Raw genomic sequence first — 17,461 nt, forward strand, 5'->3', positions numbered from 1 at the left:
CATGTGGAAAAATTTACTCGATTGGATTGAATATCGCATTCCAATGATGCGTGTCGCAAACATGCACGCATTACAATACCCAGCACCGAAAAACATGAACTTCTGGTATGTTTTCGGTTTTATCGCAACAGTTGTGTTAGTTAACCAAATCGTTACAGGTATCTGGTTAACCATGAACTATGTACCAAGTGCAGAAGGTGCATTCGCATCTGTTGAATATATTATGCGTGATGTCGACTATGGTTGGGTATTGCGTTATATGCACTCTACTGGCGCGTCAGCCTTCTTCGTAGTTGTGTATTTACACATGTTCCGCGGCATGATGTATGGTTCTTACCAAAAACCACGTGAATTATTGTGGTTATTCGGTATGTTCATCTACTTAGCGCTTATGGCTGAAGCTTTCATGGGTTACTTATTACCTTGGGGGCAAATGTCATACTGGGGTGCACAGGTAATTATTTCACTATTTGGTGCAATTCCTGTAATTGGTGATGACTTAACTTTATGGATCCGTGGTGACTATGTTATTTCGGGTGCAACGCTAAATCGTTTCTTCGCATTGCACGTTATCGCATTGCCATTAGTCATTGTTATTTTAGTGTTCTTACACATAGTTGCATTGCATGAGGTTGGTTCTAACAATCCTCAAGGTATCAACATTAAACATCCGAAAGGTTCTTTGAAAGAAGAAGAAAAAACTAAATACAACATTCATGAGTACTACACAGGTAAATACGACATTATTGATGACGTTGTACCTTTCTTCCCACACATAGTGTTAAAAGACTTAGTAGCATTCACAGTGTTCTGTGCGGCTTGTGCTTATGTTATTTTCTTCAACCCAGAAATGGGCGGTTTATTTATTGAGCCACCTAACTTTGAACCTGCAAACCCATTAAAAACACCTGAGCATATTGCACCGGTTTGGTATTTCACACCTTTCTATGCAATTTTACGTGCGGTACCTGACAAACTAGCAGGTGTACTAGCTATGTTTGGTGCAATTGCAATGTTAGCTGCTTTACCTTGGCTAGACAGATGTAAAGTGCGTTCAATTAAATACCGTAGTGGTTTACACAAGTTGAACCTTACAGTGTTTGCAATTGTATTCGTATTATTAGGTTGGTTAGGTTTAAAACCAGCTACACCTACTTTTACTTTGATGTCACAAATTAGCACCTTGCTTTATTTTGGCTTCTTTGGCTTCTTGTGGTTGTACAGTAAAAACGAAAAAACTAAACCATTACCAGCGAGAATATCGAAATGAAGAAATTATTAATTGCTTTAGTTGCTTTAATTCCGAGTTTAGCTATCGCTGCAGGTGGTGGTTATTCACATCCGTTAGAAAAAGCAAAAATTGATTTAGAAGACAAAGCGTCATTACAACGTGGTGCGGCTTTGTTCACTAACTATTGTTTGGGTTGTCACCAAATGCAGTTCCATAGATATAATCGTTCTGCACAAGATTTGGGTATTCCTGAAGAACTAGTTAAAGAAAACTTAATTTTTGGCGATCAAAAAGTCGGCGAGCAAATGACTAACGCTATGCCTGCAAAAGAATCAGCAAAATGGTTTGGTAAACAACCACCAGATTTAACTTTGATTGCACGTTTACGTAACCCTGATTGGATTTACACTTATTTGAAATCTTTCTACATTGATGAAAGCAAAACTTTTGGTGTAAACAATGCTGTGTTTAAAGATGTAGGTATGCCACATGTACTTGAACCATTACAAGGTACACAGACTGCTGAGTATGTATACACAGAAGTTGATGGCGAAAAAACCTTATCGGGTATTAAGTTAGTGCAAAAAACTCAAGGTTCAATGACACCTGAAGAGTTTGACCAAGCAATGCATGACTTGGTTAACTTTTTAGAATATGTTGGTGAACCTTCAAAACTTGAGTCACACAAAATTGGTACTTGGGTTTTAGTATTCTTAGCTGTCTTCTTTGTATTTATTTACTTATTGAAGAAAGAATACTGGCGTGATGTTCACTAAAATTTAGTGCACTGACCAAAAAAATTGTAGTATTTTTTGATGGGGGCCTAGCCCCCATTTGCCGTATCTAGTAATGTGAGTTTAACATCACATTGAAGTAGGCTTTTTAGCCGAATTGTTTGTTACTTTGGAGGATATTCATGGCTGTAGCTGCCAATAAACGTTCTGTAATGATGCTTTATGCTGATGCAACTTCATTACACAGTCACCAAGTTCGTATTGTGTTGGCTGAAAAGGGAATTAGTGTCGAAATTAAATTACTTGATCCAAATAACAAACCTGAGGAATTATTTGAATTAAATCCTTATGGCACTATTCCAACTTTATTAGATCGTGAACTTGTTTTGTATCAATCTAATATCATTATGGAATATTTGGATGAGCGTTTCCCACATCCACCATTAATGCCTGTATACCCAGTTGCTCGTGGTAGCAGCCGTTTGATGATGCACCGTATCGAAAACGATTGGTACAAGCTTGTTGAACAAATTGAAAATGGTTCTGCTGAAGAAGCAAGTGCTGCGCGTGCTGAATTACGTGAAAGCATCTTAGCAATTGCGCCTATTTTCCAAGAAACGCCATATTTTATGAGCGAAGAATTCAGCTTGGTTGATTGTGTATTAGCACCATTATTATGGCGTTTACCTAAACTTGGCATTGAGTTGATTGGTCAAGGCAGTAAAGAAGTGAAAGAATATATGAATCGTGTATTTGAGCGCGAATCTTTCCAAGCTTCTTTAACTGATGACGAAAGAGAAATGCGAGGCGCATAATGAATCCAACTGGCACACAATCGTCCATGTCGGCATGTAAACCTTATTTAGTAAGGGCGATACATGACTGGATTGAAGACAATGGTTGTACTCCTTATTTATTGGTAGACGCTGAGTTTCCAGGAGTGCAAGTGCCATTTGAGTACGTTAAAGACGGTCAAATTGTCTTAAATATTTCGTCTGGTGCAACTGGTGCTTTGTCTATTGGAGATGAGAGCGTTGAGTTTAATGCGCGCTTTGGTGGCACACCTAGGCATGTGAGCGTACCTATTTCGGCTGTGTTGTATATTTATGCACGCGAAAATGGTGAAGGCATGCCATTCCCTCCTGAGCCTAAACCTGAGTTTGCACCTCAGCCTGCGGAACCTGAGTTGACAACTATTGATGGTAGTCAACCAGATGATGCTCCGGTTGAAACTGCTGCTGAGTCGAAAGACAAGCCGAAGAAATCTGCAAAAGTTAGTCATTTAAAAGTTATTAAATAGGCGATTTGACTCTCGAGTCGCCTTTTATTCTTCTCGGTTTTAATACAATCCATTTCTTTATTGGTCTTCGTGGCTGCATGTACTGCGGCAGAGAAAGTCGAGCAGGTTAAGATACTTTTTGCAAAAACGCTTCAAGGTCATCCCTGACCCGCTCTCACAAGATATCCCTCTCTTGTGAAGTTTTGCAAAAAGCATCTCAACCACCTCTCCCCAGCAATTAGTTGCTGCTTGTATAGTGCAATATGTTGAAATTACTTTCGTAAAACTATTTTGAATTCGTAAATGTTCGTTTGGCGCGCAATGTTTTATCTGAGCAGCACTGTCGATGCTTAGTTTTACCTACTCGAATGCTGATTTTCTAAAACTTCAAACGTCTGGGCGAATCAAAACCGAAGCGAAGCTTCGCAGTTTGACGAGGTGGAGTCATGGAAGACGACAGGAGAGGACCTTCATGGATGAATCAAGTATCAGGACTTGAGGAAAGTTGTGATGTTTTTAGAAAATTATGCTTCGAGTAGGTAAAGTGCTCAGATTACCCAGCGCCTAAGGCTCGGGGGGAGTAAGGTTAAGCTAGTTTTTGCACAATTGCTTCTAGGTTTAGCTGGCACCGCATGAACAGCGTAATAAAGGCGGAAGAAGGTCAATGGTGTGTTGCGAACAAAACTTCATAAGATAGGGATCTCTTATGCGAGCGACACAAGGATGTGCTTGAAGCGTTTTTGTGAGCTATACCCATTTATCTTCTGACTATATTGCGAAAGTTTGCCAGCGGTAAAGCTTAAGGTTTAAGTGAAATTTTGAGGTTTAAGTGAAATTTTGAGGTTTAAGTGAAATTTTGAGGTCTATGTGGAATAATGAGTTGAGATAGAAAATTTGCACTACCTAGAAAACCCAGATAGTGCAAAAACATCAACAACTAGTTAGCTACAGTGTGAACAAACACAGCGGCAGATTGTGCTGGTACAGTTACAGTTAACTCACCACTTGAACTAGAACTCGCATCAATTAAATTACTTAACTTATCGCTATACACAGCATCATTGTGGTTTACATCCACAGTGACACTTTCATCTGCATCACTATAGTTAATTAAAATAACCGCTTCAGTACCAGTACCCGTTCTAACTAATTTAAGTACCTTGTCACCACCACTACTCTGCACGTTCAGCGTGCCAGTTGCAATAACTGCATGGTCGTTTCTAACTTGATACAAATCGCGATAATAGTTTAATAGAGAATCAGCGTCAGCTAGCTGTGCCGTAACATTGTTACTTGCGAGATTGCTAGATAAAGCTCTAAACGGCGTGCCGGTAGTAAATCCTGCATTGCTAGCATCGTCAGTCCAACTCATAGGTGTACGAATGCTCCAATCACCCGATAAGCTATCGGCTGCAGCTAAACCAATCTCTTCACCGTAATAAGTGAATGGATTAGATGAAGCTAACAAATAAGTTGCCGCTGCTACTTTGTATTGAGCAGTATTACCAGAAAGTTGATTCCATACACGATCGCCCGCAAAGAAATCGTGATTAGCTAAAATCATTGGCATTTGGTCGGTATTAGATGCGGCTAATTCATTTAACAATTCATCCCATACAACACCAGATTTAGCCATACCAATAATTGCGTGACCTGCCGCAAAGTTAAATGCTCGGCCACAGGAATTGTCGTTGGCAAACGCAGCGTAGCCAGAAGGTGATTCACAGACGATATATCTATTGTCGTAAGACTCAATAGTGTCTTTCATAGTTTTCATAATCACATGGTTTTCTGGCTGATCTTCTAAAGCATCTTTACCGTTTTCAACTAAAACTCCTACCGCATCAAAACGGAAACCATCTACACCCATGTTTAACCAGAATTTGAGATTATTTTGATGAAAGGCGATAACCTCAGGATTCGTTAAATCATAATCTGGCATACTGTCAGCGAATGCAGCGTAATAAGCGCCACCTGGGCTGGTACGCCATGGATCACCACCCCAAATATTCCAACCAAGTGGTTTGTCAGCTTGAATAATATACCAGTCGCGTTTGTCGTTGTTAGCTGATGACATAGCATCAACAAACAAAGGGTTTTGGTTGCTTGAGTGATTAATTACGTAATCTAGAACAATTGCGATATCGCGATTATGAGCTTCGGTTAATAAGCTCTTGAAATCGTCCAGTGAGCCATAGTCACTTTCAATTTTACGATAGTCAGTTGTCGCATAACCGTGGTCATTGTCAGAGCTTTCCATCATAGGCATTAACCAAATGGCGTTGATACCATTATCTTTTAAATAATCTAAACGGCTGATTAAACCTTGAATATCACCGACACCGTCGCCGTCTGAATCTTGGTAAGCACGCACATAAATTTGTGCAAATTGTGCACTATCAACCCAAGCATCACTAACAGCTGAACTTGTATCTGTGGTTGTGACATCAGATAAATCTAAGTTGCCTGATTGGTTACCTAAGTTTTGTAATAAAGAATCGTATGCAGCACGAGCATCGGTTTCGTTGTTATAAATAGTGGCTGTGTCTTGTACTATCCAAATTTCATTACCGAAGCTAGAGGCAACCAGTGATAAATCGCTTTCGGTACTTTTTACATCACCAAAATGCATTATAAAGTTAAAAGTTGCGTCAGTATCTTCAATTGGTACTTGCCACACTGCGTAGTCATCTTTTTGTTCGGCATACGGGCGTGGTGTTGCCCAATCTGTCGCGATTGACGCGTCAATCGCATCGCCCCAAATGTGTAATCCCCAACCTGAATAACTTTCGCTGCTATGTAAATAATGAATGTTTAAAGTACCGGCTTGGCCTAATCCAGACTCATCCGGCAATGCGTGAGCAATTTTCAACATTTGCATCTGTGCACTACCATCATCTTGATAACTCACACCAATGCGATAGATGGCATCTTCTTCGAATGTTATTGAACCATTATCCGGGTTGCCACCACATGTGAGGTCTATTGGACTTGTATTAGCGGTAAGGGCAAAACCGCCGCAGTTAACAGTTGACCAATCTTCACTAGCAACTTTAGCCGCTTGTTGTGCATAAGTACCATCAAACTCAATAACATAAATACCGTCTTGTAAAGTTAGTTGGTTGGTGATCCCCCAATCGTTTTCGAATCCGCGTAAATATATCGGTGCTGGTACTGTAGCACTTTGCGCTAGGGTAAATTGTGGTTGTGGTTCTGAAATGGTTACATCAAGCGTTTGTTCAGTGGTGAATTCACCATCATCTATGCTGAGTTTTATTTGATATTGGCCCGCCGCACTATAGCTTAAGGTTGTTTGACCAAAATAAACGCAATCAGATATTGAAATAGGGTTGCCGTTATCGCCACTGTCTATCTCACAAGTTAAACTGTCTTGCTCACCATCAGCAATTGTCCATTGCAATTCAATCGCTAGATCTTGATCAACGGCCGAACTTTCAAGCATATGAATAACAGGTGCAGTGTTTGTTGGCGTCGGAGTTGGGCTAGGCGTTGGTGTTGGGGTAGGACTTGGAGTCGGTGTTGGCGTCGGCTCTTTAGGAACATCAATATCTACGCTTGTGTCTTTACAGGCTGATAAGCTTATCGTCATTAATAAAACAGAACTTATGGCTATACAGCTTTTTGATAGTTTGAACATGGGTCACCCCGCTTTATGTGTGTGAAGTGTTAAAAAAATGTCAATGATTCAGTCTAGCCATTTTAGAAGCAAAAATCGCTATGCATACGTATGTAGTCAGACGTACATCTTTTAACATTTAAACCCACTGTAAAATCGAGCTTGTTTGTTATAATGCGCAGCGATTACCTAACAGAGTTTTATAAATGTCATTTCAGCCCGCCCAATACAGAATACAACGCAACCCATTTCAGGTGATGCGTGACGTAATCTTTGCGCTTTTTTTACGCGAGCTAAAAACCCGTTTTGGCACTTATAGGTTGGGCGTGTTTTGGGCATTAGCAGAGCCTATTGCGCACGTTATTATTTTTTCGGTGATCTTTGGTGTGCGTGCACGTGAAGGTTTTGGTGGGGTAGAAACACCAATTTTTATTTATACCGGCATTATGCCTTTTTTACTTTTTCAAAATCTATTTACTAAATGTAAGAGTGCTTGTTCAGCAAACCGAGGGTTATTCCACTACCGTTACGTAAAACCAATAAATACTTATTGTGCGCGCGTTATACTCGAAATAGGGATCTTTTTATTTACCTCAGTCAGTTTGTTTGCTTTGTTTTGGTGGGCGGGTTATCAAGTGGCAATCTACGATATTTTATATTGTTTAATGATAGTTGTGCTGTTAACTATTTTTGCCACCTCTTTTGGCATGATTGCCTCATTTGCTATTGAGTTTTTCCCAGAAAGTGACAAATTTTTAGGCATTTTAATGAAGCCTATGATGTTTATTTCAGGCATATTCTTCACCCTTGATATGATCCCTGAAAAATACCATGTTTACCTAATTTGGAATCCAGTTTTACATGCGGTTGAGCTGTTTAGAGCAGGGTTTATTGAAAACTTCACTTCAGACCATGCAAGTTTGTGGTATTTATTCTGCTGTGCTTTGGTTAGTTTGTTTATCGCCATGCGCTTATATCGTATGCATTGGACACGGATGATAGCAACATGATTGAGTTGGATAAGGTCACTAAATATTACCTAACTAAACTGGGGAAAAAGTACGTACTGCGTGATGTTACTTTCACCATTCCCGAAGGACGTGATGTAGCTATACTTGGGCCAAATGGTGCGGGTAAATCTACTTTATTGCGGTTATTAGGCGGCATCGACTTTCCCAATAAAGGCACAATTCGCTCAAATAAGCGTATCTCGTGGCCGTTGGCTTTGGCCTCCGGTTTTCAAGGTAGTATGACAGGGCGAGAAAATGTTGAATTTGTTTGTCGTGTTTATGGTAATAGGCAAATTGCAAAAACTTGTGATTTCGTGCAAGCATTTTCGGAAATTGGTGATTATTTTGAGTTGCCGATTAAAACCTATTCGTCGGGAATGAAATCACGTTTGGCATTTGCTTTAAGTATGGCGTTTGATTTTGAGCTGTTTTTAATTGATGAAATAACCTCTGTGGGTGATGCATCATTTCGTAAAAAATGTGCAGAATCTATGGCGGAAAAACGCAAAAATGCCAATGTAATTATGGTTTCGCACGATATGTCTACTTTGCGTAAACAATGTGATATGGCAATTGTTTTGCAAGATCGTCAATTACACTTTTTTGACAATGTTGAAGCTGGAATTAAGCAATATCAATGCTAATTATGACACTTTCACTACAAGTGTGCAGATATCTTGATATAATGGAGCGTTTTTATGATTCGAACTGAATTTAGTGGTACTTAGATGGCACGGAAGTTAAAAAAGTTATTCCGTTCACCCAAAGCTTTTTTATTAGACTCTATTGGCTTTAGGTTGGCAAAAGAAGGAGCAGATACATCGTCAAAAATGGTGTTGTCCTTCCATTATGTTGCTTGGCTAGTTGTGCCTGTGGTTGCGTTAGCTATCTATTTGTTTGTGATTGCTAGCGACCAGTATGAGTCTACCGCTACCTTAGTGATTAAAACCTCTGACGAACCAAACTTAGCTGCTGGTGCATCTCTGCCATTGCTTGGTATTGATGGTGGCCAATCGAAAGATGCTTATCTAATTCAAAAACATATCTTGTCGAAAGATATGCTTAAACACCTAGATACAAATATTCAGTTAAGAACGCATTTTAGCAACTCAAATGCTGATTGGTTTAGCCGTTTGGCAACAGGTGCTACATTTGAAGACTTTTACCAATTTTATTTAGATAAAGTGCAAGTTGAATTTGATGATATTTCTGGATTGATCACAGTTTCAGTACGCACATTTGAGGCGGATTATTCTTATCAAGTAATCAGCGAAATTATTCAGCATGCTGAAACTTTTATCAATCAGCTCGGTCATCAAATTGCACTTGAAGAAGTTGCTTTTGTTGAAAAAGAACTAAATCGTTCGCATCAAAATTTATCTGACTTAACAGGTCAGTTGACCGAGTTTCAGAATAAACAGCAAGTTTATAGTACTGAACAACAAAGCACAGCTGTATTAGGTAGCATTGCTGAATTGAATTCATTATTAATCAGCAAAAAAACTGAACTTGAAGCACTGCTCAGTTATATGAACCCAACCGCTGCCGAAGTGGTTACGTTAAAAAATCAAATTAAAGCGATTGAAACACAAATTGGCGAGCAGCAACTTAAGTTAATTAGTGACTCAGACACAGCATTAAATGAGCTCGACATTAAATATCGCCAATTAAAAATGCAGATAGATTTTGCAGCCGATGTATATAAAGCCGCGCTACTCGGTTTGGAAACCACACGTGCCGAGGTGCATAAAAAGCTCAAACATTTATTGGTAGTAGAGCATGCAACTATTGCAGATGAAGCTCTATACCCAAGACGAATTTATTGGTTTGTTACCTTAACTGTGTTGTTGGCGATGATGTACGGCATATTGGTAATGATACTTGCAACAGTAAAAGAGCATAAAGAAGACTAATGAAACAATATTTAATAATTATTGCCCTGTTGTTTTTACCTTTTACAGCAAGTGCAAATGTACAACAATCCGCGCCAGTTTATGGTGACTGGTTATTTAATGGCGACTTTGCTAACCAGTCGTTTAATGGTTTTAACCCTGACTATCAATTAGCGATAGGCGATAAAATTCGAGTGCAAATTTGGGGCGGCACTAGCCTGGATGCTATTTTTGAAATTGATAAACAAGGCAATATTTTTATCCCCAAAGTAGGCCCTGTGCATGTAAGTGGGGTGAAAAACAGCCAGTTAAATCAAGTTGTGGTAAACCGCGTTAAGCAGGTTTTCCAAAGCAATGTGCATATATATGCAACGCTAGAAAGTGCCCAACCGGTCAAAGTATATGTTACCGGCCATGTAATGCAGCCTGGTTTGTATGCAGGTTTATCGTCAGATTCAGTATTGTACTTTTTAGACAAAGCCAAAGGTATACACCCAACTTCCGGCAGTTATTTAGATATTCGCTTAATTAGAAGTGGCCAACCAATTGAAACTTTTAATTTATATACCTTTTTAACCCAAGGTTTAATGACCCCGCACCAAATACGCGACGGTGACACCATATTTGTTAGCCCACGTAAAAAACACGTAGCAGTTGACGGTTTAGTCGCTAAAGCCAGCGCAATTGAGTTTGAGCAAACTCAAACTAATTTGGCATATGTAAAACAAATGGTGAAACCAGACCCAACAGTGACACATGTGCGTATTTATCGTAACTCAGGCACAGAACAGTTTGTTGACTATTATGCTATTGGTCAAGCGAGCGAGGCACCTTTGTACAGTGGTGACAAGGTGGTATTTGTTTCAGACCAAAAAGCGCGCTCTATAAGTGTCAGGGTTGAAGGTGAACACGAAAGTGAGCGTGAGTATGTATTGCCACATGGTTCAACTTTAACTGAACTGATTAACCAAATTGAGCTAAATAACCTGTCTGATTTATCTGGCATTCAACTATTCAGAAACAGCGTAAAAGCGCGACAAAAAGAAATGCTGCAGTCGTCTTTGCAGTCGCTTGAATCGAGCGTATTAACCGCACGTTCAGATACGGCGGAAGCCGCAGCACTCAGAGCAAAAGAAGCTGAGCTGATTCTACAATGGGTTGAACGCGCCAAAAATATCGAGCCACGTGGTCAAGTTATTTTGACCAATGCAGACGTATTCAAAGATATCCATTTGGAGCAGGGTGATATTATCCGCATACCGAGTAAATCATCACTGGTATTAGTGCATGGTGAAGTGGTGTTTCCAAGTGCAATTACCCACGAAGCTGACTCAAGCGTAATCGATTATATAAACTCAGCTGGTGGTTACACCCAAAGTGAAGATTCAACTTACGTGATTGTTATGCATAAAAACGGTCAATTTGAAAAGTATTTAGCTGAAGATACCAGCAAACTTAAACGCGCTAAGATTGTTGGCGGTGATGAAATATTCATACTGCCAAAAGTGGATACTAAGTACCTGCAATTTAGCAAAGATATAACACAAATTATTTACCAGATCGCAGTGAGTGCTGCGGTTGTATTGGGGATGTAACATCGTGTTATCTGTTGTTGTGACAATTGATTTGTCTTTTAGAGCCATTGACATTATTTCTAAAGCTTTCTTATTGGCTAAAGCTCTAAATAATGAAAGTATTGAATTGATTTTTTCTCATAACAACCGTTCTACACTCTGGGACAAGTGTTTCATTATATTGTTAAAACCTTACTCAAAAATAATCTCATCTAAAATTTCTACTTCAGCAGTCCCCAATTCTGCTATGCGAAATATTGGAGTTTCGAACGCCTCACATTCTACAATCGCATTGATTGATGTAGATCTCTGGGGGGACTTTAATATGCTTTTGGCTAAAGCACAGTTAGTAGAATCAAAAAAGCGCCCTTTTGTTATTTTGCCCTGTATATACTTAACCTCTTACGGCACACAGGCTCTGCGAAAAAACGGGACTGAAGTGACTAATCACTGTTTAAATGCAGATAGAAAATATTTACAACATTTAGCTTTACCATCTTCCGCGATAATTTTATTGAAAGATACTTTTATTAAAGTTGGGGGATTTGACGAGGAATTTGAGGGGCATGGATATGAAGACTTCGATTTTCTTATGCGTGTTGCTGATTTCCACGATAAATTGCAACCTTTAACTAGCACAGTTGACGAACCATACAAATCTCCCATTTTTATAAAAGGATTTCGTCTTAGTTTAGCTAAACTCTGTGTCACTGAATTATTGAGTCGGGATATTTTGTTCCATTTACACCATAAAAAGAACAAAAAATCTTATCCGCTAGAAAGAGCAAGAAATAAACTTTTATTTGAAAACAAAATTAGCACCTTAAAAGCCCAACCAAATGAAGCTAGTAGTGATAGCTTTTTTAGTTATGTAGAAACGCGGGCTAAAGACATGAGAGTCGATCTTGAAAAACTTCCTATATTGTTTCATTTCAATTTAGATGAGCACAGATTTCCAAAGAATATGTCTCAAAAATTTAAATTTTTGTTTTTGGGTTAGGCTGTGGCATTAGTACGATATCTTTATAATAAAATTTCTCGAAAGTACCGTTCAGGCACCTTTTTATTCAAGTTATACAGCGTCAAGTATTTAACAAAACGCTCATATCCACCTTCTAATTTTTCTGCCGAAGGCATAACTATTTTTATGTCGGGTTTCTTTCCTGTTCATCGGATGAGTATGATGGAGAAAGGAGAGGATATTCTATATCTAGCGATATTAGACAAACACATCTTTGACTTTTTAACTTTGTATGATGCTATCCTCCCGGAGAGTCAAATCAGCGAGCTAAACAAAGTTTATAAGACCCTCAAAAAAGCAGGAATTCATTCGTTTAGCTTTAATGGTTTGACTATAAATGTAGTTCTCTGGCAAGAAAGTAGAGACTATTTCCAAACAAAGTTTGTTAATAATCATATGAGGAGGCTATACAAAAGTAGTCATTACGGCTCTCTTTTATTTAAAAAAGGAAAAGCTATTGATTTAGGGAGCATAATTTTTACGGCACCGATCCAACCTATAAATAAGCTGACTATCGATGCTGTGTACACTTGGGTCAATCATGAAGACTCTAGTTGGCGTGAGCTTTATAATTCAGAACTTAATAAGCATTCCAATGTAAAGAGTAAGTTAGACTCGTTGGGATTAGACCGCTTTTATAACAGACATGAAATTTATTATTCTATCCAGTCGGTGAAAAAATACGCGTCTTGGATAAACCATATTTATATTGTAACTAACTGTCGACCTTTACAGTGGATGTTAAACGATCCTCATATAACTATTGTTTGCCATTCAGATATTATTGAGCGGACATCATTGCCTACTTTTAATTCTCATGCCATTGAAAGTTGTCTTCACAAAATTGAAGGGCTTTCTAACTACTTTCTATACTTCAATGATGACTTCTTCCTCGTTGATTATGTTAAAAAAAGTGACTTCTTTACACACTCAGGACTAACTAAAGCTAACTTTGAAGAATATGGGATGGTACATGGGGATGCTGACCAATGTTCACCAGACTACTTGAATGCTGCGAGGAATGGCCAAAAATTAATACAAGAAAAATTTGGTTTTCTCCCGACAAAATTGCATAAGCATTCACCTTACGCTTTAAGGGTTGATATTTTACAGCAACTTTGGAGTGATTTTTATGAGCAAGCTGATGCCACAATGCGAAGTAAATTTCGTTCTAGTCAAGATATATCAATAGCGTCTTTTTTATTCCACTATTACTCGCTTTCTTTAGGTCAAACAATCGAAACAAACATCGAAAACCGCTTAATATCACAGAAAATCAATTATAAGAGGTGGCTAAATGCAGATTTTCGAAAAAGTAAAGTCAAAACAATATGCCTCAATGATGGCGGTGGTGGAAGTGCAAGTAACTCTAATTGGAACAAAGCTGTAAGTGAGTTTTTGAATAAATTTAAGGAAATTTAGGTTGATTTATATAGATACTATTTGGGTTGAAGATCGGTTTTTGGTATTTAATGGCATAGCCTTCCTTAAACAGGCACATCTACATAAACGTGATGTGAAAATGAGGCTCTTGTTCAAAGAGTCAAGCAAAAACACCGTTTACTTTTTACCTTGTGAAATATCTCAAAATGAATTAGTAACTCAAAGTATCGATAACGTAAATAATCTTGTCAATGCTTTTAACTTCAATGCGAAAGTTCGAATCAGCGACTTAAATCGTATGGTACTTCAACATGAGAAGTTGACATTTCATAGTGAAGTTGCTGCATATGGTAAATTGCTTGCTTCAGAACCATTGTCTCTATTTTTGTCGCAGTCAATTGATGAACAGCAAACCAAATTAAAACAATTACAAAGTGATTGTATTGATGCAGAATTTGTTCATTATTTAGGGAGTTTGGCGCTAGAGAAAGTTAATCAGGTCAAAGAAAAACTACTTTTAATTGGAATGCATAATAGCTCCGAATCGGTCGAGTTTCATTTAATTGCTGTAGATGGGGCTGTTAATTCAATAATGGGTTTGAATGCATGTCTAATTAATAGTAAAACAGGGCTAAAGCAGCAACTAGAAGCACTGATTGATGGTAATCAACTTATTGTGCGCTGTATGTATTCTCAATTGTTTGACGAAACACATGGGCATAACGACGAACTTACTCTAGCCCTGTTCAGCAACGACTCAAGTGAAGACCGATTACTTGTACTCAATAAAAGTTTTGCGTTACAGAGAATTGAGAGTGGCCCATATCACACTAAGCTCCCCGCTATAAATCGAGTAGTTAAGTTCAAAATACTACACTCGAGAATGGTTAGTAAATCCAACCATAAACCAAGTATTAATATTAAAAATATTAAATGGAAAGATGGGGAATTGAAAATCGAGGGGAATGCCTACATTCCTAAAACTGATGCAAGTAAACCACCAAAAATTGAGCTGCTCCTTAAAGGCCGAGAGAAATCTAATCTTGACAGGATTTTGACATGGCCGGTTGAAAATATAATCAATAGAAGAATAACTAAAAACAGAGCTGCCGATAGAGTCAATTATGATTGGTCCGCTTATAGAGTAAAAGTTGATCTGGAAGCATTGTGTGGAGACGAAAATTTTGTAGATGGTTATTGGGACTTGTTTTTATCCATTGAACATAGTAAACATCGAGCTGTAGCTAGACTTGGCAGACCTACAGGTAAGGTTACAAAGAAGAAATTTTGGTATGAATTTTTCCCCCACTTTTGTGATGAAAAATCTATTATTCCTTACTTTACACCTGGAAACGCGGTGTCTATTTTAAAGCGGAAAAAAGATGAATTTGAAACAGTTAATCTAAAGTGGAAGGAAATGCTTGCATACTATTTGTATCCTATTTTTAAGTTTTTTCTGCCAAAGAACATTTGGTTAACTTGGGAGACAAACGCCTCAACTGCCCAGGACAATAGCTATTTTTTGTTTAATTATTTTAGAAAAGTGGGTGGGAATATAAATCTGTATTATGTTATTAAAGATAACTCCCCTGATTTAAAAAAATTTGATGGTGATAAATCTAATGTATTATCGTTCTTGAGTTTCAAACACCTATTGTATATTCAAGCTGCTAAAGGCCTTGTTTCTTCACAAACCCGACAACATGGATATATTTTTAGAGCACCTAAGACAAGAGTACTTAGATGTTTAGAAAGTAAACCATTTGTATTTTTACAGCATGGAGTTACTGCGTTCAAAGCTATTAGAGGGGGGCAGCCAGCCTTAAATGCAAAAAGCAGTCAAAATATTGATACTTTTGTCGTTACTTCGAAATTTGAGCAAACAATTGTGACTGATATTTTAGGTTATGATGTAAAAAATGTGCCAGTTTTGGGGTTCACTCGTTTCGATAATTTAAAATTGTTGACTGACCCTAGAAGACAAATATTGCTGATCCCGACTTGGAGAGATTGGTTGGAATTCGAAGCAGACGTTACTGAATCAGAGTTTTTCAAGTTCTATCAAAGTTTATTAAGTAATCAAGCCTTAATTAAGTTTTTGGAAACAGAAAACGTTGTTCTCAAGTTTTATATGCATATAAAGTTGGCAGACTGTCTGAGTAACTTTGTCTTTGGTTCTAACTTTATAAAGCCAGTTTTTGTGGGCGAAGAAGATGTATCAACTTTGATTAAAGAAAGTGCTCTGATGATAACAGATCACTCAAGCGTGGCTTGGGATTTCTTTTACCAAAAGAAACCTGTGATATTTGCACATTTTGATGATCATCGTTTTCCACCGCTTAACGACAATTACAAGAATGAAGAATTTTTGTTTGGAGATAAGTGTGATTCCGTTACCAAAGTTGTGTCAGCTGTTGTCCAGAGTGGGAGTAATAATTTTCAACTTAATGAAATATTTAGTCGTAAACATTCAGAGTATTTCCCAGAATTTGAAGGTTCTCACTGCCATGCGACGTTAGATTATTTGAACAAATTTGATTAAGTTTGAAAGGGGAAGATGTTGGAAACAATTAAGTTAGTAAAATCATCTGGAAGTAACGATGTTGTGATTGTTTTTTCTTCAAGAGGAGTCGAGAAAGGGAAGTTTACTTTTTTTAAGTCCCTATCGACTTCAAATAAAAACGTAATTTTTATTAATGACCATGAATCTAAATGGTATTTAAATGGCACGCCTGAATTTAACTCATATGGGAGACTGTTGGATAAAATTCGAGAGTTAATACAGTCATTACAATTGACAGAAAAGTCTATTACTTGTATTGGTACATCAATGGGAGGGTATGCTGCGCTACGATATGGTAGAGATTTGTGCGCTGACACTATTATCGCTTTAGGTCCTGAATTACAGCTCAAATTACCGTTGAGTAGAAGTGAAAATAGTATTGCAGGAGAGAATTTGGATGACAGTGACATTAGTGAAGTAACGTATGATTCAAGAGTCTTTTTGTTATATGGGAGTAATGATTTAAATGATCTATATCATGCCTCTAAGTTTCAACATCACAATGTAAAACAAAGCGTTTATGTAGGCCAGAATTGCAATCATGAAATCGCAGTTAATATTAATAAAGAAATGCCAATAGGAGATTTTTTTACTAAAATTATTGACGAAAAACGAGTTCCAAAACTGTCATTTCTCAACAACCACCGCATAACTTTTGCGGAGGCACTGATTATATATGATTTTTATCAACGAGTTTCTGAAGGTTCTATTTTACCGCTAGCTCTAACTTCCGAATTGACTTCAATAACATCGAATCAATATGCTACCTTTTATAAAGAACTTGGTAAGTATTTATTGAGTGTAAATATGCTGTCTGAAGCCGAAACAGCATTGAAGAACTCTATTCGGATCGATGACAGACCTTCGCTTCCTGTGCTCTTACTTGCTCGAATCTATAATTTGAATTGTAAATTTACTTCAGCATTAAATTTGTTACAGCCTCTGGCTGAGAGAGCTCCAACAATCTCTGTTTGTCTAGAGTTGATTAAGGCCAGCCTCAATCTGAACATGAGTGTTTTGACTGCACAGACTATTATTACCGCTTTAGAACTAGCAAAGACTGAAGAATCGAGAATTCGCCTGCAAAGACAACTTACGGAGCTAGTTGAAAGCCCTGTTATCTAAATATATGACGCA

Annotated in this window: 13 protein-coding genes; 12 read left to right on the plus strand and 1 reads right to left on the minus strand. The window is 38.0% G+C overall.

Translation table 11 applies throughout. The annotated features are described in order from the left end of the window. Position 1: 1 nt before the first annotated feature. The 4 genes from ACMZOO_RS10445 to ACMZOO_RS10460 all read left to right on the plus strand — a co-directional run bounded on the left by ACMZOO_RS10445 (position 2) and on the right by ACMZOO_RS10460 (position 3,265). Positions 2–1,270, plus strand: coding sequence for a cytochrome b (locus ACMZOO_RS10445; protein WP_440903289.1), 1,269 nt, complete (start codon positions 2–4; stop codon positions 1,268–1,270). Next, positions 1,267–2,007: a cytochrome c1 gene (locus ACMZOO_RS10450; protein ID WP_440903291.1), complete on the plus strand. Its 741-nt coding sequence runs from the start codon at positions 1,267–1,269 to the stop codon at positions 2,005–2,007. The genes ACMZOO_RS10445 and ACMZOO_RS10450 overlap by 4 nt, the downstream gene beginning before the upstream one ends. Before the next feature lie 140 nt (positions 2,008–2,147). Continuing rightward, complete coding sequence (sspA, locus tag ACMZOO_RS10455; RefSeq protein ID WP_440903293.1) at positions 2,148–2,780, plus strand: stringent starvation protein SspA; 633 nt, start codon at positions 2,148–2,150, stop codon at positions 2,778–2,780. Then, positions 2,780–3,265 (plus strand): ClpXP protease specificity-enhancing factor, encoded by a 486-nt coding sequence (locus ACMZOO_RS10460; protein WP_016954468.1) that lies wholly within the window; start codon positions 2,780–2,782, stop codon positions 3,263–3,265. The genes sspA and ACMZOO_RS10460 overlap by 1 nt, the downstream gene beginning before the upstream one ends. 916 nt (positions 3,266–4,181) lie before the next feature. Here ACMZOO_RS10460 and ACMZOO_RS10465 read toward each other — a convergent pair. Then, positions 4,182–6,902, minus strand: coding sequence for an alpha-amylase family glycosyl hydrolase (locus ACMZOO_RS10465; RefSeq protein WP_440903296.1), 2,721 nt, complete (start codon positions 6,900–6,902; stop codon positions 4,182–4,184). 185 nt (positions 6,903–7,087) lie between these two features. Here ACMZOO_RS10465 and ACMZOO_RS10470 point away from each other — a divergent pair, with 185 nt between their 5' ends. The 8 genes from ACMZOO_RS10470 to ACMZOO_RS10505 all read left to right on the plus strand — a co-directional run bounded on the left by ACMZOO_RS10470 (position 7,088) and on the right by ACMZOO_RS10505 (position 17,449). Next, complete coding sequence (locus ACMZOO_RS10470) at positions 7,088–7,891, plus strand: ABC transporter permease (protein ID WP_440903297.1); 804 nt, start codon at positions 7,088–7,090, stop codon at positions 7,889–7,891. Then, complete coding sequence (locus ACMZOO_RS10475) at positions 7,888–8,535, plus strand: ABC transporter ATP-binding protein (RefSeq protein ID WP_440903298.1); 648 nt, start codon at positions 7,888–7,890, stop codon at positions 8,533–8,535. The genes ACMZOO_RS10470 and ACMZOO_RS10475 overlap by 4 nt, the downstream gene beginning before the upstream one ends. Positions 8,536–8,619: 84 nt before the next feature. Further along, on the plus strand, positions 8,620–9,804 hold the full coding sequence (locus tag ACMZOO_RS10480) for a hypothetical protein (RefSeq protein ID WP_440903299.1): 1,185 nt from the start codon (positions 8,620–8,622) through the stop codon (positions 9,802–9,804). Next, positions 9,804–11,378, plus strand: coding sequence for a polysaccharide biosynthesis/export family protein (locus ACMZOO_RS10485; protein WP_440903300.1), 1,575 nt, complete (start codon positions 9,804–9,806; stop codon positions 11,376–11,378). Before ACMZOO_RS10480 ends, ACMZOO_RS10485 begins: the two co-directional genes overlap by 1 nt. A 4-nt stretch (positions 11,379–11,382) precedes the next feature. Next, positions 11,383–12,357, plus strand: a complete 975-nt coding sequence (locus tag ACMZOO_RS10490; protein WP_440903301.1) for a galactosyltransferase-related protein — start codon at positions 11,383–11,385, stop codon at positions 12,355–12,357. Between the two features lie 3 nt (positions 12,358–12,360). Then, positions 12,361–13,800: a stealth conserved region 3 domain-containing protein gene (locus tag ACMZOO_RS10495; protein ID WP_440903302.1), complete on the plus strand. Its 1,440-nt coding sequence runs from the start codon at positions 12,361–12,363 to the stop codon at positions 13,798–13,800. A gap of 1 nt (position 13,801) precedes the next feature. Beyond that, the gene (locus ACMZOO_RS10500; protein WP_440903303.1) at positions 13,802–16,303 is read left to right on the plus strand and encodes a CDP-glycerol glycerophosphotransferase family protein; all 2,502 of its coding nucleotides are present in this window, start codon (positions 13,802–13,804) and stop codon (positions 16,301–16,303) included. Positions 16,304–16,318: 15 nt separating this feature from the next. Then, entirely contained in the window at positions 16,319–17,449 is a 1,131-nt protein-coding gene (locus ACMZOO_RS10505; protein WP_440903304.1) for a tetratricopeptide repeat protein, read from the plus strand. Positions 17,450–17,461: the final 12 nt, after the last annotated feature.

The sequence above is a fragment of the Catenovulum sp. SX2 genome, from assembly GCF_052056295.1.
Classification (GTDB): Bacteria; Pseudomonadota; Gammaproteobacteria; order Enterobacterales; family Alteromonadaceae; genus Catenovulum.